The organism is Empedobacter sp. UBA7248 (assembly GCF_002472945.1).
GTDB lineage: Bacteria > Bacteroidota > Bacteroidia > Flavobacteriales > Weeksellaceae > Empedobacter > Empedobacter falsenii_C.
The window spans coordinates 588,586-609,160 of the sequence record NZ_DKSU01000008.1 but is presented as its reverse complement, the minus strand read 5'-3'; the positions used below and the strand labels follow the sequence as shown (position 1 = coordinate 609,160).

Sequence of the window (20,575 nt, the reverse complement as noted above, 5' to 3'; positions counted from 1 at the left end):
AATAGATTTTTGTTCTGTAAGCCTTAAATCTTACGTCTTATAACTTATTACTCAAAATTCAGAACTTAAAACCCACGTTAGGGATAGTAATGGAAATCCTTTTGTAGGAATTGGATTTTCTATAATAACTTCTAAATTTCTTCTACAAAAGATTGGAATGGATAGCTCGACCGAAGGGAACTCCCAAATAATTACGCTTAGCTTTATGTTTCATTAATATTTGTCCATCTGCTATAATTTTAGTACATTGAAGAATAATTTAATTTGAATAAAATTTTATTTATTCAGCAAGAGGTTTTCTATCTCTTTATATGTTGTAATCATTAGATTACGCATTCTATTCTGTTTTACACAGTTTTTATAGAAGTTTGTTTCTATATCAGGTCGTTTCAGACATAAAAATCAATTACTATCGAATGATAGTTGAGTAGTTCATATAAGTTTAATTAAAAACAATTCATGAGTTTAAAAGTAGGCATTATCGGGGCTGGACCAAGTGGTTTGGCAATGTTAAGAGCATTTGAGTCAGAAGAAAAAAAGGGTAACAAAATTCCAGAAATTAAATGTTTTGAGAAGCAAGACAACTGGGGAGGAATGTGGAACTACACTTGGCGTACAGGAGTAGGTAAATATGGAGAGCCATTGCATGGCAGTATGTATAAATATTTATGGTCGAATGGACCAAAAGAATGTTTAGAATTTGCAGATTATACATTTTCTGAACACTTTGGTCAAACAATATCTTCTTATCCACCTAGAGAAGTATTATTCGATTATATAGAAGGGAGAATTAAACAAAGTAATGCACGAAAGTACATTCAGTTTAATACCGTTGCAAGGTGGGTAGATTATGTAGAGGATAAAAAACAATTTCGCGTTGTTTTTGATGATTTAAAGAAAAATGAAACGTTCGAAGAATATTTCGATTATTTAATTGTCGGAACAGGGCATTTTTCTACACCAAATGTGCCTTATTTTAAAGGGATCGAGAATTATACAGGAAATTTAATGCATGCGCATGATTTCCGTGGAGCTGATCCATTTAGAGGTAAAGAAATTTTATTGATTGGTAGTAGTTATTCGGCAGAAGATATTGCGGTACAATGCTATAAACACGGAACTAAATCGGTCACAATTTCTTATCGTACAAATCCAATCGATTGTAAATGGCCAAATGGAATAGAAGAATTGCCTTTGGTAACACATTTTGAAGATAAGAAAGCATTTTTCAAAGACGGAACATCAAAAGAGTTTGATGCAGTAATTATGTGTACAGGTTATCAACACAAATTTCCGTTTTTGCCAGATAATTTGCGTCTAAAAACAAAAAACTGTTTGTATCCAGAAGGAATGTATAAAGGTGTAATATCAGATGTTAATGCTCAATTGTTATTTTTGGGAATGCAGGATCAATATTACACATTTAATATGTTTGATGCACAAGCATGGTTTGCACGTGATTATATTTTGGGACGAATTGATTTGCCTTCAAAACAGGATATTCAAAAAGATATTCAGAAATGGATGGATTATGAAAAACAATCGATTTCTGCTGATGATCATGTTGATTTTCAAACGGATTATTTGAAGGATTTAATTCATTTAACTGATTATCCTATGTTCGATTTGGATAAAGTTGCTAATATGTTCAAATCTTGGTTAAAAGATAAAGAAGAAAATATTTTAACTTATCGAGATAAAACTTATACCTCTGTTATGGACGAAACGAAAGCAGAAAAACATCACACAGCTTGGATGAAAGAGTTAGATGATAGTTTAGAACGCTATTTGGATGAAGATCCAATTGATGAAAAGCAATTAGAAAAAACAAATTATTATTAATATTAACAAAAAGACTAACAAATGTGTTGGTCTTTTTTTATTTTCGATTGTATATTTAAACATCGTTAAAAAAGAAAAGTGTTTATTTTTGACAGAGCACAACACAATATGATTTAATACAATAGAAATGGAGATTCAATATTTTTTCGAATTATTTGGTACACTTTTTTTTGGAATTTCGGGCGCTTTAGCAGCAGATGAAAAATCGGGTAACGATTGGTTTGGTGTAACCTTTATTGCTTTCCTAACTTCAATTGGAGGCGGTACAATACGTGATATATTACTTTCCGTTGAGATTATGTGGATAAAGGATGTTAATCTTATTTATGCAGTAGGGATTGGTGTTGTTTTAGCGGCAATTTTCTATACGCCTTTACTTAAACTTCGTAAAACATTTATGCTTTTTGATACGTTAGGGATTGCTTTGTTTACAATTGTTGGTTTAGAAAAAGCTCTAAATCTTGGAATTCATCCCGTAATTGCACCTGTAATGGGAATGTTTACTGCGGTTTTTGGATCCATTATTCGCGATATGATGTTGAATGAAGTTCCTATTATTTTCAAGAAAGAAATCTATGCATTTGCATGTCTATGTGGTGCAGTTATTTATATGATTTTATGGAAATTGGGACTTGATCGTAACATCAATTTCTTTGTTTCGGGAGCTGTAATTGTCGCAATTCGTTTGGCTGCAATTAAATACAATTTATCATTACCAAAGTTTAAAAGTCATTAATTTATAGATTCGTATCTTAGCGAACTAATTTTTTATAGATGGAAATTCAATACATTTTTGAATTATTCGGAACGGTTGTGTTCGCAATTTCTGGTGCTTTAGCTGGAGATGAAAGACAAAAACACGATTGGTTCGGAATTGCTTGCTTTGCTTTTATAACGGCTGTTGGTGGCGGAACTTTACGCGATTTATTCCTTAACAGTTATCCGTTAGTTTGGATAAATGATATGAATGTCATTTACGCAGTTTTTGCTGGAATTTTATTAGCAGGATTATTTTTTAAATATTTTTCACGATTAAGAGTAACATTAATGCTTTTCGATACATTGGGAATTGCATTATTTACAATAGTAGGTTTAGAGAAAGCACATTCTTTGGGCGCAAATGATTTTATTTCTGTGATGATGGGGATGATGACCGCTGTAATGGGGGGGATGTTGCGTGATGTTTTGATGAATAGAACGCCTACGGTTTTTGTGAAAGAAATTTATGCAATGGCATGTATTGCAGGAGGTGTGATGTATTTAATTTTTGATAATTTTGGATTAGATCGTAATATAAATTTCATCGTTTCGGGAGCTATTATCGCTGCGATTCGTATTGTGACTGTAAAATATAAGTTGTCGTTACCTAAATTTTATTAATCATGCAAAAAACACCATTTAATCAAGAAAATTGGACAGGAAGAATTGATTCTGAAGACGGAGAATTAGGATTAAGAATTCATCAAGTAATTTCTGATTACGATAAATTTGAATCATCATCCGTTCAACCAAAAGTACTTTTAGGTTTCTGTTCAGAAGAAGGTGTTGAACGAAATAAAGGACGAATTGGTGCGAAAAATTCGCCAGATTTGATTCGAAAAAGTTTAGCGAATTTGCCTTTACATTTTTCTGAAACTGATTTTATTTTCGATGCTGGAAATATTCATTGTGATGATAATAATTTAGAATTTGCGCGAGAGGAACAAATCAGTCAAGTGGATAAAATCATCCAACAAAATCATTTTCCGATTGTAATTGGTGGTGGACATGAAACAGCTTTAGGAGATTTTTTGGCTTTAGCAAAATCATACAAAAATATTGGAATTATCAATCTCGATGCACATTTTGATTTGAGAACACCAAATCCTCACTCTACTTCAGGAACTCCTTTTTACGAAATGGCTAAGTATTGCGAAGAAAATGAAATGAAGTTCAATTATATTCCAATCGGTATTCAAGAATTAGGAAATACGAAAGCATTATTTCAACGAGCAGAAAATTTAGACGTTAATTTTATTTTGGCAGATGAAGTGCATTTCAATTTGAATAAAGTGTTAGATGATTTGAAAACGATTGTTCAACAATTTGATGCGCTTTATGTTTCGTTGGATATGGATGTTTTTGATGCAGCTTATGCGCCAGGTGTAAGTGCAACGACAATTAATGGTTTGACTCCTTTTCAGGTTAAATATATTTTGAAGGTTTTGATGAACTCAAACAAAGTGAAAATCTTTGATTTGGTTGAATATAATTCGCTTTTTGATGTTGATAACTCAACAGCGAAACTCTCTGCACAAATGATTTACGAAGTTTTAAGACATTAATTCTGAAATATTTTACAATATTTTGTAACCTTTTTCAGTTATCTGCGTATACATATATAGTGGTGTTGATAAAATGCCAAAAGAAATCGATAATAATCATTAATAATAGGAGGGTTTTAGTTAAATGAGACAGCTTAAAATTACAAAGCAGGTAACAAATCGTGAAACTGCGTCGTTGGATAAATACTTACAAGAGATTGGTAAAGTAGATTTGATTACAGCGGAGGAGGAAGTAGAGTTAGCACAACGTATCAAAGCAGGAGATCGTGTTGCCTTAGAAAAATTAACAAAAGCAAACTTACGTTTCGTGGTATCTGTTGCGAAACAATATCAAAATCAAGGTTTAAGTTTACCAGATTTAATTAATGAAGGAAATTTAGGTTTGATTAAAGCAGCGCAACGTTTTGACGAAACGCGTGGTTTCAAATTTATCTCGTATGCGGTTTGGTGGATTCGTCAATCTATCTTACAAGCATTAGCAGAGCAATCTCGTATTGTACGTTTACCATTAAATAAAATTGGATCAATCAATAAAATTAATAAAGCCTATGCTTTATTAGAGCAAGAACATGAGCGTGCCCCATCTGCAGAAGAAATTTCTGAAGTTTTGGATATGTCTGAAGGTGATGTAAAAGAGTCGATGAAAAACTCTGGTCGTCACGTCTCAATGGATGCGCCATTAGTAGAAGGAGAAGATTCTAACTTATACGATGTATTAAACATTGGTGAATCTCCATCTCCAGATGTACAATTGATGATTGAGTCTTTACGTGTAGAAATTGAACGTGCATTACAAACATTAACGCCTCGTGAAGCTGATTTAATTCGTTTATACTTCGGATTAAACGGTCAACATCCAATGACGTTAGAAGAAATTGGAGAAACGTTTGATTTAACAAGAGAACGTGTTCGTCAAATTAAAGAAAAAGCAATTCGCCGTTTAAAACATACTTCAAGATCTAAGATTTTGAAAACATATATCGGACGATAAAAATAAAAAACTCCAACTAAATTTAGTTGGAGTTTTTCGTTACAATAATTTCCCGCTTAGTAAAATTGCAGCAATTGTAAAGTAAATAATCAATCCTGAAACGTCAACCAAAGTTGCGACGAAAGGCGAGGATGCTGTTGCGGGATCAAATCCAATTTTTCTCAAAATAAATGGAACTAAAGATCCAGAAAGTGTTCCCCATAAAACAATAATGATTAAAGATAAAGCAACTGTTAAAGCTACATACAACCAATATTCTCCGTAACTGTAAATACCTAATTCTTGCCAAATTAAGATCCTGATAAAGCCTACAAATCCAAGAATTGCACCTAAGATTAATCCCGAAGCAAATTCTTTTTTCATTACATACCACCAATCTTTTAATTTCAATTCGCCCAAAGCCATCGCACGAATAATCAGTGAAGCCGCTTGAGAACCAGAATTTCCACCACTCGAAATAATCAATGGAACAAATAATGCCAACACAACTGCTTTTTCGATTTCTTGGTCATAATAACTCATTGCAGAAGCAGTAAACATTTCGCCAATAAATAAGATAACCAGCCAACCTGCACGCTTTTTGATTAACTCCGCAATAGGTGTTTTAGTATACGAAACATCCAATTCTTCCATCCCTCCGAATTTCTGAATGTCTTCTGTATCACGCATTTTCATTCGATCCAAGATGTCGTCGAAGGTTACAATTCCGACTAAAACATCATTCTCTGTCACAATTGGCATCGCAGAACGATCATATTTATCAAAAACTTCTAACGCATCTTCTAAAGGAGTCGTCGTCTTGATTGAAACAAAATTATGATCGATCAAATCTTCAACTTTAGTATCTTCATCAGCCAAAAGAATTTCACCAATTTTTAAATCATCAATCAATCTATTTTTCCCATCAACAATAAAAATATACGTCAACGTTTCCGCTTTTTTTCCATATTTTTTGATGTGCGCCAAAACTTGTTTTACCGTATAATGTTCTTTTACCTGAATATAATTTGGAGTCATCAAACGCGCAATCGAATCTTCTTTGTATCCAATCAAATTCAGTGCTGTAGCACGTTCTTCAGGATTTAAAAGATTAATGGAATGTTTGATTAATTGATCTGGGAAATTTTCAAAAAGTTCTGTTCGGTCATCAGGATCAAGATTGTTCAAAACTTCAGCTAAATCTTCGTCCGTCAAACTTTTTACAATTTCGTACTGAATATCGGGCTCAAAATAGGAGAATACTTCAACTTTATCATCATTCGAAAGCGAATAAAAAGCGATATTTCTTTCCTTTACGTTCAGCGCAGTTAATTGTTCGGCAATATCTGCTGGATGTTGATTAAGCATATTATTTTCCATAAATTTGTTGTTTTTTATCCCGAGCTGCAAATTAAGTCTTTTTGAGATGAGAAGAAGTATAGATTGGCTACTTTTAAGCTAATTTTAATATAGAAAATCATGATGAACAAAGCTGATCAAAACCAAATGAAAGAATATATAAAATCTATGGATGTAGATGACAGATTCGTTGGAATTTGGTCTGGAACTGATCATGGGAAATTTTTTAAAGGAGAAACAAATAGTTGGTTGGTGAATAGAAAAGCTGACGGCACAATGACGGTTAACTTTAAGACGATTTATAGTGATGATCGTGTAACTTTCTCTGAAGACGAAGGCGTTTGGTGCACGATTGGCGACGAATATTATGAGTTTAGAGATTCTGATGAAATGGCAGATATTTACACTTATATTTTTATGTCAAAAGATTCGATTCATTTTATCATCAACGAAGAATTGAAAGACGAAGAGCCTTATAACTTTATTGATAACAGGGTTTTCTTGGATTAAAAATAATTTTGCTGAATCATTTTTTCTGTTATATTCGTATTGAATTAATTAACACTGAAAATGAAAAAACTATTATTTACTCTCTTATTATCATCTTCTCTATTTGCACAAGAAAAAGCGACAGATTTGTTTAATGCAAACATTAGTTTTATTGGAATCGGAATTCAATATGAAAAAGCTTTATCCGAAAATTTTACGGCTGTTGGATCTTTAGATTATTTAGGAGGTTTCAGATACAGCTATAGCGATTTTTATGGGAGTGATTTTGAGTATATTTTGACAACAAATATAGCTTTAGAAGGACGTTATTATTATAATTTTGACCGAAGAATTGGTAAAGGAAAAAACACCAAAAATAATTCTGGGAATTATATTGCTTTAAAAGGAACTTATACGCCAGATTGGTTAACAACGTCTAATAGTGATAATTTAGGTGTTAATCCGCAAGGTTCTATTACATTCAATTATGGATTTAAACGTTCTTTTGCTCAAAACTTTTTTTACGAGTTTTATACAGGATTAGGACTTTCTCTTTATCAAGAAACATATACAAACTATGATTTTGATAATTATACAACATTAGAAGTAAAGAGTACAAATACTGGAGTTGCTTTAGATTTAGGCTTTCGAGTTGGTTATAATTTCTAAAAAATATAAATCGTTGAGTTTTCAACGATTTTTTTATTTCATTACCTTTGCACCACAAAATACAAACAAACAACAAATAAGATTATGCCAATAGTAGCACCATCAATTTTAGCAGCCGATTTCGGGAATTTAGCAAAAGACATCGAAATGGTTAATAATTCTCAAGCCGAATGGTTTCATTTAGATGTAATGGACGGCGTTTTTGTTCCGAATATTTCTTACGGAATGCCAATTATTGAGAAAATAAATTCGTTAACAGACAAAGTTTTGGATGTACATTTAATGATTGTTGATCCAGATCGTTATATTTCAATTTTCAAACAAGTTGGCGCAGATATTTTGACTGTTCATTACGAAGCGTGTACACATTTACATCGTACAATTCAGGCCATAAAAGCAGAAGGAATGAAAGCAGGAGTGGCGCTTAATCCGCATACACCAGTATCTGTTTTAGAAGATGTGATTAATGATCTAGACTTAGTGTTAATTATGAGTGTTAATCCAGGTTTTGGAGGTCAAAAATTCATTGAGAATACATACAACAAAGTATCAAAATTGAAAAAAATGATTACAGAAGCTAATGCAAATGTGATCATCGAAATTGATGGCGGAGTTGGAGTTCAAAATGCATCAAAATTGGTAGAAGCTGGCGCAGACGCTTTAGTTGCAGGTTCGGCAGTTTTCAATGCTGAGAATCCAACAGCATATATTGCGGAATTACAAAAAGCTTAATAAATTTTTATAAAATAATTTTAAAAACTGAATCATTCTTGATTCAGTTTTTTTGTTGATGTCATTCTGAATAAAGCGTGATCGAAATGAAGAATTTTATTAGCTTGTTAAGACAAGCTCGGATTTTGTCATTTCGAGTAATTTTCGTTTCGTTAGAAAAAGAAAATTGTATCGAGAAGTAAGACGAAAATCTAAAATCTTAACTTTGTTGCATGAATTTCTCTAAAGACAACCAAAAAAAGATTTATACGATTGATGAAATCAAAGATAAAATGGCAAAATATTGTCTTTATCAAGATCGTTGTCATTGGGAAGTGGAGAAAAAACTACGCGATTTTGATTTGATTCCAGAAGCGAAAGATGAGATTCTTTTTAAGTTGATTCATTACGGATTTCTGAATGAAGAACGTTTTGTACATAGTTTTGTTCGAGGGAAGGTTAATCAAAAAATGTGGGGAAGAAATCGTCTTCGTCAAGAATTAAAAATGCGTCAAATTGATCAAAAATTAATTGAAAAAGCATTTAAGGAGGAAATTGATTTGGATAAATATTGGAATAATTTATTGCATTTAACGCAAAAAAAGTTCAATTTATTAGCTTCTGAGCGCGAATCTTTCAAGAAAATAAACAAAGTAAAAGCATATTTAGCGTACAAAGGTTACGAGTTCGATTTGATGAATGACGCTATCGAAACAGTGAAAACAAAAGAGTAATACAATTCATCCACGAAATTCGACAATTCGGTCAATAATTTTTAAAATTAAAAACGACTTCACTTAATTTTATTCCATAATAAATAAACACATTATGGAAAATTTAGTCAAAATCATTATTTACATTCACGCATTTTTCGGAGGAATTGGTTTGGTTGCCGGAACTGCTGTTATGATCATAAAAAAAGGAAATACGACACACAAAAAAGTGGGAAAAATATTTTCGATTGGTATGTTAGTCAGTTCTATTCTTTCGCTAATCATTTGTGCTTTCCCAAATCACCATAATTCTTTTCTTTTAATGATTGGTGTTTTTACGATTTATATGATTTTGATCGGAAATAGAATTCTGAATTATAAACGCAAAAATTACTCAAATAATTTAGATAAAATCATTTCTGGAACAATGTTTATCACATCTATTGTGATGATTGTTTTTGGATTACTTCCACTTTTCTCGAATCATGGAATTGGATTGTTGTATTTAATTTTTGGGTTTTTAGGCGGATTTATGTCTTATCGAGATTTTATTTTTTACAAGAATCCAGAGAATTATAAAAAATGGACAATGAATCATGTTGGAAAAATGATTGGCGCTTATATCGCATCAGTAACAGCGTTTTTGGTTGCAGGCGCTGGATTTGGAGATAATATTTATTTTTGGATTGTACCTTCAATTATAGGAACGATTTATATTTTTTCTTGGTCAAAAAAACTAAATAAAAAAGTTGCAGTGAATTGATTATCTTTAATTAAAACACTTGTATGAAGAATTTATATATTTTATTCTTATTCATTCTTTTTGTTCAATGCGAGCAACCGAGCAATCAATCTGCTAAAGGTTGGGAAAAGAAGAATGAAATAAAAGCAGATTCAGTTTTTAAAGATGAGAATGTAAATGAAGTTATTGAACAAGCTATTGATATTACAAAAAGTAATCATATACCAATTAGAACAATCTCTCTCTTTTTCGCAAAAGAAAAATTTTATTTATATATTTCTTCGACTGGACAAGACTGTTCAATAGGGAATTATTATACATTACCAATTACTATTCAAAATACAGATTATACTATTCTTTTAGATAAAAATGAAGTATTAGATGAATATATCGATATCTCAAATTTAAATTATATCCCTTTAGATAAAGAAAAAATAACATTCTGCTGTGAAATAAAAGGTTACGCTTTTCGATTTCATAAAGATGAAGAAGGAAAGTATCAATTAAGAGAGTTGGAGCATTTTTATAATTATACGGATGATTTTGTTTTAGAAGAAGATAAAAAATATTTTCCTATTCAATATGAGGAAATTCCAGAACCAGAACCATTTATTCATCCTAATGATGTAAAATAAAAAAACGAATTTCGAAACTCGAAATTCGTTTTTACTATTTCTAATATTTACCTAATTCGTTTTCAAATTCTTGCAGATAATTCGCCAAATGAAAACCATCTACAAAACCATGATTCGCCTCAACCGAAACAGGCATATACATTTTATCGTTTTGCGTATACGCTTTTCCAAAAATAATTCGCGGAATAGATTCTCCTGTTCCAAAATTACTTGGTTGCACTAATCCCGTAAATTTCGACCATGGAAATGTAGAATGACGAACCAAACCAATGGTAATTTCTTCATTTTTGATGTGCAAACCAACCGAATTTTCTACACTTTGTATTTGCTCTTGAAGTTGCGCATTAAATGCATCAAAATCTTCGGTAAAATTCATCAATGCAAAACCAAAAGTTCCGTCTTTTCTACCAATTGTTGTTCCGCAATCTAAATGATCGTACACAAAAATTTCATCATCTTCTATACGATATTTAAATTCATTAATCTTATTCTCTGCCAACATCGAGCAATGTAAATAGACTGCGAAAAAAGACAATTTATTTCCTTTGGCAAATTTGTATGCTTTAGAACATTCAACCTCCGCAACAACTCCGACATACGGATTATCCATTTTCGAGAACATATTAAAATGCTCTATACGATTCCAACCTTCAGGATTAAATTTCTGTTTCATTGCTGCAAAGTTAAAAATAGGATTTACAATTACTTCAATCTTTTTTGTTGATATGCATCACCAATTACATTCAGAGTCACGCCTAGAATAATCATAAAAATTCCTAAAGCTAAACTCAGCGAAAAATCTTCACCAAAAATCATAACACTTACAGCAACGGCAACCACAGGTTCTGATGCGCCAAGAATAGAAGTGGCTGTAGAACCAATATTTTTAATCGCATAAATCAAAGCGATGCTCGAAATAACTGTCGTAACAAACGCAAATATAAAAAAGTTGAAGGTTAATTCTAATGATGGTAAAATGAACGATTCTTTGTGAATAATCATTTTTGTTGCATAATAAAGCGTTGTAAATAGAAACGAATAAAAGCTTAATGTAAAACCTTTTATATCTCGTACTTTCGATTTGTTGACTGTCACAATATATAATCCGTAACCCAAAGCACTGATAAAAACAATTCCTAATCCGATTGGATTTAGCTCGAATTTTCCTTCTTTGAAACTTAATAAAATTACACCAGCTAATACAAAAACAATGGCTATAATGGTTGAAATTGTAATTCTTTCTTTGAAGAAAACAGCCATTATGACGGCAACAATCAACGGATAAACGAATAATAATGTGGAGGCAATTCCAGGAGTTAAATAATCATAACCTAAAAATAAAGCATCCGCTGAGATTCCGTACAATAATCCTAAAATGATTAAAAATGGAATCTGTTTCACATCTATTTTGAATGATTGTTTTTTGATGAATAAATATGTTCCGACAATTAATGCAGAAAAAAAGAATCGATAGAATAATGTGGTATCCATCGAAAAATTTGCTTGTTTTATAGGTAGGATAAATAATGGAATTAATCCATAAGAAATGGACGAAATTAGCCCAAATGCGTAACCTTTGAATTTCATTTTTAATAGAAAAAAACGAAGTTCGAATTTCGAACTTCGCATTTGATTAGTATTTATTAAAATTTATTTTCTCGTAAAATCTAAATCTTGGAAGTCATAACTGAAATCTGTTAACGGAGAAATCGCTTTCATTTTGAAACCTGTCATTTTTCCATCTTTCATTTCTGCATAAACAAAAGCATCTGCATGGAAATAACGATTGTACCATTTTACCGCAAACGTATTGTCTTTGTAAAACGACATTTCACCAGTTAATTGAGGAGAACGTTTCGATTCGAAAATGATTTTTCCATTCTTTTCATAAATCACAACATCTCCAAACCAATTGTCTTTATACGTTCCAATTACGCTTTTTACATCAAATTTGATGGCTTTATTTTTTTGATTTGCTTCAACTGTTTTCCAAACTTCATCGGTAATAACATCGGCTTCTTCCACATTTTTCTTCATCAACTCATCGTAGGTTTTTACCCAATCTGTAGAAGGATTTTTTAAGTAAAAATCTTTGATCGTATTTGAAATTGCACGGAAAGCTGCACCTGATTGTTGGTTAGTCAAAATCACAATTCCTAATTTTTCTTGAGGATAAAACATCGTTTGTGTTACAATTCCTTCCAATCCTCCAGTATGCGAAACTTCTAATTTTCCGTTCATATCCTGCAACTGCCATCCCAAACCATAAGCTTTGAATAATGAATTATAAGGCGGAGTTGTGCGATTTGGTTGTAAAGTTTGTGGTGTAATCATTTCGTTCATTTGTTTTTCAGAAATAATTTGTTTTCCGTTCACTTTTCCTTTATCCAAATTGAATTGCAACCATTTTGCAATATCATCAACATTCGAATAAATTCCTGCAGCAGCATCAAAAATGGTGTTCGTATAACGATCAATTACTTGTAATTTTCCATCAATAGGAACGTGCGGATCAATTGCATTTTTCTTGTCTTTCACTAAGCGCCAATTCGCCGCAGTATTCGTCATTCCAATTGGTTCTAACAATCTTTTTGTTACAAAATCTGTCCAAGATTGCCCCGAAACTCTTTCAATTACAACTCCTGCAATAATGTATAATAAATTATCGTAATCATATTTTACACGAAAATCTGAAACTGGTTTTAAAAACTGAATATTAGAAATAATATCTTTTGGAGTGAAATTATGTCCATCGGGCCAAACCATCAAATCTCCAGCACCCAAACCTAATCCACTGCGATGCGTTAATAAATCACGAATTGTAAATTCTTTGGTTACATAATCGTTGTACATCTTGAATTCAGGAATGTGCGTAATCACTTTATCATCCCACTTTATTTTTCCTTCATCAACCAAAATCGCCAAAGCTGCTGCTGTAAAAGCTTTTGAGTTAGAAGCAATTCCAAAATTTGTATCGGACTGAACTTTTTCTCCCGTTTTAAGCGATTTTACACCATAACCTTTCGAATGCACAATTGTGCCGTCTTTGATAACCGCAACAGATATCCCAGGAACATCAAAAGTTTTCATGGCATTTTCTGTGACTTGATCAATGGCTTGATTCGAAATATTTTGTCCAAAAGCTGTAAAAGAAGCTAATGTAATCGTTGATAAAAGTATATTTTTCATGTGTGAATTTGAATTTTCACGAAGTTAGAAATTTTTATTCATCAGCTTATAGCTTTTAGTAAAATATCAAATATAGTAGATGAATTAATTTTGAATGATTTAAAAATTTATAATAATCAAGTATAAACTAATTTACAATTAATTAAAAACGTAAATTAGTTAAAAATAATTTAATGAAAATAGCTTTCTTTTCGTCTAAGCCTTATGACAAAATTTTTTTCGAGGCTGAAAATAAAAATTACGGTTTTGAACTTAATTTTTATGAAACACATTTAGGTCCACATATCGTAAACGCAATTGAAGATGAGCAAGCAGTTTGTGTGTTTGTGAATGATAAAGTGAATCGACAAGTCATTGAAATTTTAGCAAAAAAAGGCGTTAAAATTATAGCTTTGAGATGTGCTGGTTTTAACAATGTCGATTTGGATGCTGCGAAAGAATTTGGAATTAAAGTTTGTCGCGTTCCTGCATATTCTCCTGAGGCTGTGGCAGAACATACAATGGCGATGTTGTTAACATTGAACCGAAAAACGCATAAAGCTTATAATCGTGTTCGTGAACAAAATTTTGCATTGAACGGTTTGCTTGGTTTCAATCTTTTTCAGAAGACAATTGGAATTGTAGGAACAGGGAAAATAGGAAAAGCTTTTATCAATATTGCGAAAGGTTTTGGTTGCAAAATAATTGCTTACGATTTGTATCCAGATCAAGAATTGATGAATAATGGCGTGGAATATGTTGAGCTGGATAAGTTGTTTAAAAGCTCAGATATTATTTCGTTGCATTGTCCGTTGACGCCAGAAAATCATTACATGATTAATCAAGAAACGATTGCGATGATGAAAGATGGTGTAACGATTATTAATACGAGTAGAGGAGGATTAATCAATACACATGAAGCGATTGAAGCCTTGAAAAATCATAAAATTGGTTATTTGGGAATTGATGTTTACGAGCAAGAAGAAAAATTATTCTTCAAAGATTTATCGGCAGAAATTATTCAGGATGATATGATTCAGCGATTGATGAGTTTTCCAAATGTTTTGGTCACTGCACATCAAGCTTTTTTTACACAAGAAGCTTTGGAACAAATTTCAGAAATTACGATACGAAGTATTTCAGAAATTATGGAAAAAGGCTCGACAGATGAGGTTGTGATGTTATAAATTATCTAAATGAGTGGACTTGAAACCATCATATTTTTTGAGACCAAATCCTAGAAAACGATCGAACGCAATATGAGCGGAAAATATAAATCCAATCATCAAACACCATTCAGTATGTAAAAAATAACCAATAAGAATCAATGAAATTGTCGTAAAATAATTATGAATAAAATTATAGGATATTGCGCCAATCTTATTTCCAAAAAGATAACCTAACATAAAAATATCGGGAGCAAGAAAAAGAATTGCAAACCACATCCATGATAATTTTAGTAGACCATATAAAACGATCATAAAAATTAATACAGCAAGTTGTTCTAGCTTTAGTAAGTTTTTCATGCGATTGGTATTTAGTTTACTAGTACAAATATTTTACCAATTGTTACAAAAAAAGCCACTCTATTGTGAGTGGCTTTGATAATTATTTATATCCCATTGTTTAGTGAGGAAAGAGTTTCATTAATAGAAAAATATTCAACATTGATATTTGTTGCTCCTATTTGTTTTACTCGTTCGCTATGCATTTCAGCATAATTTTGAGCATTTTCTAAAGTGTCAAATATATAAATACCTCCACTTCTTGCAGTGTCTGAATTTTCGATCCATATTTTTGAGATGAATCCTTTTTCAGTATTTATACTTTCTGCTAATGAACGAGCATTTTTTGTTAAATTTTCTCCCATCATTTGAATAGGAAAATCAAAATTTATTTGAATTAAAATCATTATTACTTTTTTATCAAAGTTCATTAAATTGTTTTAAAATATCTGTAATATTTGTTACAGTGAGTTCAAAAAAAAGAGCTACTTAAAAAAGTAGCTCTTATATAATTATATAAAAATTTTAATCATTCAATTTCAAAACAGCTAAGAAAGCAGATTGCGGAACTTCTACACGTCCAATTTGACGCATTTTCTTCTTACCAGCTTTTTGCTTTTCTAATAATTTACGTTTACGAGAAATATCACCACCGTAACATTTCGCCGTAACGTCTTTACGCAACGCTTTGATTGTTTCACGCGCAATAATTTTTGCACCAATCGCTGCCTGAATTGGAATATCAAACTGTTGACGAGGAATTAATTCGCGTAATTTCTCACACATTTTTTTACCAATATTGTAAGCATTATCAACGTGAATTAAGGCAGATAAAGCATCTACAACTTCACCATTAATCATGATATCAACTTTTACCAATTTCGAAGCTTTCATTCCAGAAGGTGCATAATCAAACGATGCATATCCTTTTGAAATAGATTTTAATCGATCATAAAAATCAAAAACAACTTCAGCCAAAGGCATATTGAAAATCATTTCTACTCTATGTTGAGTTAAATAATTTTGAGATTGTAATTCACCACGTTTTTCAATACATAAACTCATTACAGGACCTACAAATTCAGATTTTGTAATGATTGCTGCACGAATATATGGTTCTTCAACACGATTTAATCCTGATGGATCTGGTAATTCAGATGGATTATGAACCGGAATCATTTTTTCTGGATCTTTCTCCAAATATGCTTCATACGAAACGTTAGGAACAGTCGTAATTACGGTCATGTTGAACTCACGCTCTAAACGCTCCTGAATAATTTCTAAGTGTAACATTCCTAAGAATCCACAACGGAAACCGAAACCTAATGCAGCAGAAGATTCAGCCTCAAAAGTTAATGAAGCATCATTCAAACGTAACTTTTCGATAGAAGCACGCAAATCTTCGTAATCTTCTGTGTCAACTGGATAAATACCCGCGAAAACCATTGGTTTTACTTCCTCAAAACCATCAATAGCTTCGCTTGCAGGATTCTCTACTAATGTAATTGTATCTCCAACTTTTACCTCAGAAGCTTCCTTAATTCCAGAAATAATATAACCTACATCACCGGTTTTAATGACTTTCTTCTCAACTTGATTCAGTTTTAAGGTTCCAATCTCATCGGCACCATATTTTTTGTTGGTTGCCATGAATTTTACTTGATCCCCTTTTTTGATTTCTCCATTTACTACTTTATAAAAAGCTTCAATTCCTCGGAAAGGATTATAAACAGAGTCAAAAATCAAAGCTTGTAACGGTGCATCTGGATCACCAACTGGTGCAGGAACTTTTTCGATAATTGTGTGTAACAATTCTAACACACCTTCACCTGTTTTTCCACTTACACGCAAAACGTCTTCGGGATCACAACCAATCAAATCAACAATATCGTCTGTTACTTCTTCCGGATTTGCAGAAGGTAAATCGATTTTGTTCAAAACTGGAATGATTTCCAAATCATTTTCTAAAGCCAAATAAAGGTTAGAAATAGTTTGTGCTTGTATACTTTGCGCAGCATCTACAATTAACAAAGCTCCTTCACAAGCGGCAATCGAACGAGAAACCTCGTAAGAAAAATCCACGTGACCAGGAGTGTCAATTAAATTTAAAATATATTTTTCACCATCTTTTTCATATTCCATTTGGATGGCGTGCGATTTAATTGTGATTCCACGTTCGCGTTCCAAATCCATATCGTCTAAAGTTTGATTTTGTAACTCGCGATCAGAAATCGTGTTTGTTACTTGCAATAAACGATCGGCCAAGGTACTTTTACCATGGTCAATATGGGCGATAATACAGAAATTACGGATATTTTTCATATTCTATTTGTCGAATAGGCAAAAATAATCTTTTCCGTGCAGACTGCAAGTATTTTGAAAAATATTATGAATTATATTTTAATAAATTAACGAGAGTTGAAGTGAGAATAAGCAAAAAACTTTACACCTAAATCATAATAAGTAGTTTTTCCATTTTTATAATTAATCTCAATACAACTATCATTTGCAAACATGGATTTAATTTCCTTAGTTCTATAATCGTTTAAAGTTAATTTATATTCTCTGTCAAATCTCTTCGTTTCTTTTGCTTTATTTAGAAGAAAAAAAAGATAATTAGATTCAGTATTTGTAAGGTTTCGTTCAAGATTATTTTTTAAATAATTATAACTTTCTACATTAAAAAAGGGAATTGAATATGAATTATTTGTTTGTTTAAACTCAACTTTATCAATTGCTTTATGGGTATAATAAATCGCTTCTTCAATTTTAGGATTTCCAGAATCGTTTTCATTAAGAATAGATTTGTTTATAATGTTGTTTTTTATAAACAAAAGCTCTATTCCACCACCATCCATAATTGGTAGTTGCGGAGTTGTTGTGTTTGGTTGATAATATAATTGTGAATCGTGGTATTTTTGAAATAGAAAATCTACTTCTCCTTTGGTTAATTTGCCTTGATAATTTTCTAACTTTTTATTTGTAACAAATTTATTAATTATACCATTTTTATTAATTGTATAATAATCAACAAAACCTGTCATAAAGCTAATAGAACTAAAAACAATTTCATCAAAATCAACATCTTTATAAGGTGATTTCAATCTTTTTTTATTGTTTTCTAAATCTCTGTAATAGATAAAATTATCGGTTACACTATCTAAATAATACTTTTTTTGATATATTTTTGAGGTTGCATCTAATATCCAAACTTCATTTCCTTTTATTTTATAAAGTTCGAATGTTTTCAAATCTCGCTTAAAGAAAGAAAAATCTTCATCATTAGCACTTGAAATATATTCTATTGTATTATTATAAATTTTAAAATAATTTAAACCCCGAAAAAGAGGAATCTCTAGATAAGTTTCGTTTTTCTTTAGTTTAATATTTTCCTGTTCAATATCATATTGAGTATCATAAGTCCAATCTCCTTCAATATTGAATTGTGATTTTTCTTCACAAGAAATAATAAATAGAATTAAAAATAAAAAGTAGATTGATTTTCTCATATAATAATTTGATTTGTATAAATCTAAGCAATTATCTGATGGAAAAAAGTATACAATTCATCTTCTTTTACTAGACCAAATTTTTGCTTCAAACGATACTTTGTCATTCGTACACTTTTTGGTTCAATATTAAGAATAGTCGCAATTTGTTTCGTGTCTAAACCAAGATAGATATACGAACAATATTTCAAATCTAGAGGTGTTAGTTTTTGCTTAGAATGCTCGTTTAGCGTTTTGAAAAAGTTTGGATGTAATTCTTGAATTCTAAATTTAGCACTTTCAAAATCATTATCTAATAAATTTTCTTCTCGCATAACTTGTTTTAAATTGATAGAAGATTCATTCCCAATCTTATCTTTCAGATTTTTTAAAACTTGATTTTTATGTTCCAAATGTAGTTGACTAGCCAAAACTTCGTCTTGCAATTTCTGCTGTTGTAATGTTAATAACTCTTGTTCCGCCAAAATACGTGCTTGTTCTTCTTCTTGCAATTGTAATTTTAGATGTGCTTCTTGTTTTTCTGAATTAAGCTGATTTTCTCGACCAACTGAATAACGCAATTTGAAATGATAAGAACGAAACATAAAAAATGCACCGATAATTCCTATAAAAGCAAGACAGATGTATAAAATTCTTTCTTTTTGAAGACTTTTGTTTTTTGCTTCCAAATTGGTTAATTCTTCTTCTTTTCGTTCTGATTGAAATTGCGCTTCCAATTTTTTTGAAGTTTCTGCTTGATCTTGATTGTATAAATTGGTTGAATAATCAGTTGCTTTTTTCTGAAATTCAAACGCTTTTTGAAATTCTCCTTTTTGTTGATACAAATTGGCTAATTCAGTTGAATTTGCAACAAGTGCATAAAAATTCTTGATTTTTTGTGTGTGCAAAATAATATTAGCTTCTAGCAAATATTTTTCGGCAAGTTCTATCTGATTTTCTTCCTTTGCTAAACTACTCAATAATCCCAATGCGCCAGCAGAAATTTCTTGTGAATTCGGAATCGTTTTACACAATTCTATAATTTTGGAACTATTTTGCTTGATTTCATTTTTATCGTCAGTTGTTAATTTAGTGTAATTACGTTGATAATCAGCTAAATTTAGTAAAGCAATAGCATAGTTGTAGTTTGTAACTTGATTTTGATATTGTTCACTAATCTGCACCGCCTTTTTACTAGTTTTTATTAACTCATCTAAATCCTTAGAATTTTTAGATTCCATATATTTTAACGATTGTGCCACACCAAGATTTGCATAAGCAGGGACAAGAAGATTTTTGTCGGATGATAATTCGGCAAATTTCAACGATTTTTCAGCATATAGAATAGAATTTTTCGCATCATTCCAAGTCGCATGAACCGCATATAGGAGATAATTTGCTTTAGATTTTAGAATATATTCATCAGGCGTTTTTTCGAGTTGAGCAATAAATTGTAAAACCATTTTTTGACTTTTCTCAAATTCTCCAAGATTTATATAATGATAGGCTAATAGATATTTTAGATAAGCTTTTGGGAGAAATTCATTTGAATCTTTGGTGATATTTTGAATTGTATCCAATGATTTCTGCACATTCTCAAACAATTGTCGATTTTCGTACGAAACACCTCTTTGCACATAAGCTTTCACTAATTCGAGCTGATTATTTTCTTGTTTACTTAGTTTTATTTGCTCATTAATGTAGTAATCAGCTTGCTTATATTGATCGGAAGTTCTACTGAATTCTGCTAATTTATTTAGTAAATCAAATTTAGATTTTACAGAAATAGTCGATTTTTTTAATTCTGATTTTAGACTATCAGTGTATTTATTCTGAGCGAATAAAATCGTAGAATAAAAGACGAAAAAAATAGTATATAGGTAGGTGGGTAGAGTTTTCATATTTCAAAAATCGGGAAATTTTGTTTGAAATAAAAGAATTCTTCTATAAAATTTCCTGA

At 31.2% G+C, this 20,575-nt stretch carries 21 protein-coding genes; 12 read left to right on the top strand and 9 right to left on the bottom strand.

Annotated features, from left to right (window positions below; all coding sequences use genetic code 11):
• The first annotated feature begins 459 nt into the window (after window positions 1-459).
• The 5 genes from B4A23_RS09855 (at window position 460) to B4A23_RS09835 (ending at window position 5,157) form a co-directional block, all read left to right on the top strand.
• Window positions 460-1,842, top strand: a complete 1,383-nt coding sequence (locus B4A23_RS09855; protein WP_291119475.1) for an NAD(P)/FAD-dependent oxidoreductase — start codon at window positions 460-462, stop codon at window positions 1,840-1,842.
• Window positions 1,843-1,969: 127 nt separating this feature from the next.
• Window positions 1,970-2,578 (top strand): trimeric intracellular cation channel family protein, encoded by a 609-nt coding sequence (locus B4A23_RS09850; RefSeq protein WP_286485048.1) that lies wholly within the window; start codon window positions 1,970-1,972, stop codon window positions 2,576-2,578.
• A 38-nt stretch (window positions 2,579-2,616) separates the two neighbouring features.
• A complete protein-coding gene (locus B4A23_RS09845; RefSeq protein WP_280063355.1) occupies window positions 2,617-3,222 on the top strand; it encodes a trimeric intracellular cation channel family protein in 606 nt (201 codons plus the stop codon).
• 2 nt (window positions 3,223-3,224) lie between these two features.
• On the top strand, window positions 3,225-4,166 hold the full coding sequence (gene hutG, locus B4A23_RS09840) for a formimidoylglutamase (RefSeq protein WP_291119470.1): 942 nt from the start codon (window positions 3,225-3,227) through the stop codon (window positions 4,164-4,166).
• A 124-nt stretch (window positions 4,167-4,290) separates the two neighbouring features.
• Window positions 4,291-5,157 carry a sigma-70 family RNA polymerase sigma factor gene (locus B4A23_RS09835; protein WP_019975176.1) on the top strand — a complete coding sequence of 289 codons (867 nt, stop codon included), beginning with the start codon at window positions 4,291-4,293 and terminating at the stop codon, window positions 5,155-5,157.
• A 39-nt stretch (window positions 5,158-5,196) separates the two neighbouring features.
• Here B4A23_RS09835 and mgtE read toward each other — a convergent pair whose 3' ends face one another.
• Complete coding sequence (gene mgtE, locus B4A23_RS09830; RefSeq protein WP_291119467.1) at window positions 5,197-6,516, bottom strand: magnesium transporter; 1,320 nt, start codon at window positions 6,514-6,516, stop codon at window positions 5,197-5,199.
• A 99-nt stretch (window positions 6,517-6,615) separates the two neighbouring features.
• Here mgtE and B4A23_RS09825 point away from each other — a divergent pair, with 99 nt between their 5' ends.
• The 6 genes from B4A23_RS09825 (at window position 6,616) to B4A23_RS09800 (ending at window position 10,454) form a co-directional block, all read left to right on the top strand.
• The gene (locus tag B4A23_RS09825; protein WP_125350026.1) at window positions 6,616-7,005 is read left to right on the top strand and encodes a hypothetical protein; all 390 of its coding nucleotides are present in this window, start codon (window positions 6,616-6,618) and stop codon (window positions 7,003-7,005) included.
• Window positions 7,006-7,065: 60 nt separating this feature from the next.
• A complete protein-coding gene (locus B4A23_RS09820) occupies window positions 7,066-7,653 on the top strand; it encodes a hypothetical protein (RefSeq protein ID WP_291119465.1) in 588 nt (195 codons plus the stop codon).
• 84 nt (window positions 7,654-7,737) lie between these two features.
• Complete coding sequence (gene rpe / locus B4A23_RS09815) at window positions 7,738-8,385, top strand: ribulose-phosphate 3-epimerase (RefSeq protein WP_291119462.1); 648 nt, start codon at window positions 7,738-7,740, stop codon at window positions 8,383-8,385.
• 212 nt (window positions 8,386-8,597) lie between these two features.
• Window positions 8,598-9,098 carry a regulatory protein RecX gene (locus B4A23_RS09810; RefSeq protein ID WP_038332506.1) on the top strand — a complete coding sequence of 167 codons (501 nt, stop codon included), beginning with the start codon at window positions 8,598-8,600 and terminating at the stop codon, window positions 9,096-9,098.
• 94 nt (window positions 9,099-9,192) lie between these two features.
• Window positions 9,193-9,840, top strand: coding sequence for a hypothetical protein (locus B4A23_RS09805; RefSeq protein WP_291119459.1), 648 nt, complete (start codon window positions 9,193-9,195; stop codon window positions 9,838-9,840).
• Between the two features lie 23 nt (window positions 9,841-9,863).
• The gene (locus B4A23_RS09800) at window positions 9,864-10,454 is read left to right on the top strand and encodes a hypothetical protein (RefSeq protein ID WP_180905252.1); all 591 of its coding nucleotides are present in this window, start codon (window positions 9,864-9,866) and stop codon (window positions 10,452-10,454) included.
• Between the two features lie 40 nt (window positions 10,455-10,494).
• Here the strand turns inward: B4A23_RS09800 and B4A23_RS09795 are convergent, their stop codons facing one another.
• The 3 genes from B4A23_RS09795 to B4A23_RS09785 form a co-directional block, all read right to left on the bottom strand.
• The gene (locus B4A23_RS09795) at window positions 10,495-11,127 is read right to left on the bottom strand and encodes a CatA-like O-acetyltransferase (RefSeq protein ID WP_291119456.1); all 633 of its coding nucleotides are present in this window, start codon (window positions 11,125-11,127) and stop codon (window positions 10,495-10,497) included.
• 29 nt (window positions 11,128-11,156) lie between these two features.
• A complete protein-coding gene (locus B4A23_RS09790) occupies window positions 11,157-12,041 on the bottom strand; it encodes a DMT family transporter (RefSeq protein WP_291119453.1) in 885 nt (294 codons plus the stop codon).
• Window positions 12,042-12,104: 63 nt separating this feature from the next.
• Window positions 12,105-13,643 carry a serine hydrolase gene (locus B4A23_RS09785; RefSeq protein WP_291119450.1) on the bottom strand — a complete coding sequence of 513 codons (1,539 nt, stop codon included), beginning with the start codon at window positions 13,641-13,643 and terminating at the stop codon, window positions 12,105-12,107.
• Between the two features lie 173 nt (window positions 13,644-13,816).
• On the opposite strand from B4A23_RS09785, the gene B4A23_RS09780 reads away from it, so the two are divergent.
• Window positions 13,817-14,809 (top strand): 2-hydroxyacid dehydrogenase, encoded by a 993-nt coding sequence (locus tag B4A23_RS09780; protein WP_291119447.1) that lies wholly within the window; start codon window positions 13,817-13,819, stop codon window positions 14,807-14,809.
• Here the strand turns inward: B4A23_RS09780 and B4A23_RS09775 are convergent.
• The 5 genes from B4A23_RS09775 to B4A23_RS09755 all read right to left on the bottom strand — a co-directional run bounded on the left by B4A23_RS09775 (window position 14,804) and on the right by B4A23_RS09755 (window position 20,516).
• Window positions 14,804-15,148, bottom strand: a complete 345-nt coding sequence (locus tag B4A23_RS09775) for a DUF4260 domain-containing protein (RefSeq protein ID WP_291119443.1) — start codon at window positions 15,146-15,148, stop codon at window positions 14,804-14,806. The two genes, B4A23_RS09780 and B4A23_RS09775, sit on opposite strands and share 6 nt — an antisense overlap.
• Window positions 15,149-15,234: 86 nt before the next feature.
• Complete coding sequence (locus B4A23_RS09770; RefSeq protein ID WP_221408221.1) at window positions 15,235-15,558, bottom strand: monooxygenase; 324 nt, start codon at window positions 15,556-15,558, stop codon at window positions 15,235-15,237.
• A 94-nt stretch (window positions 15,559-15,652) separates the two neighbouring features.
• Window positions 15,653-17,449, bottom strand: a complete 1,797-nt coding sequence (gene lepA, locus B4A23_RS09765) for a translation elongation factor 4 (protein ID WP_038332533.1) — start codon at window positions 17,447-17,449, stop codon at window positions 15,653-15,655.
• Window positions 17,450-17,535: 86 nt separating this feature from the next.
• Window positions 17,536-18,636, bottom strand: coding sequence for a hypothetical protein (locus B4A23_RS09760; RefSeq protein ID WP_291119440.1), 1,101 nt, complete (start codon window positions 18,634-18,636; stop codon window positions 17,536-17,538).
• A 23-nt stretch (window positions 18,637-18,659) separates the two neighbouring features.
• On the bottom strand, window positions 18,660-20,516 hold the full coding sequence (locus B4A23_RS09755; protein WP_291119437.1) for a helix-turn-helix transcriptional regulator: 1,857 nt from the start codon (window positions 20,514-20,516) through the stop codon (window positions 18,660-18,662).
• Between the last annotated feature and the right edge of the window lie 59 nt (window positions 20,517-20,575).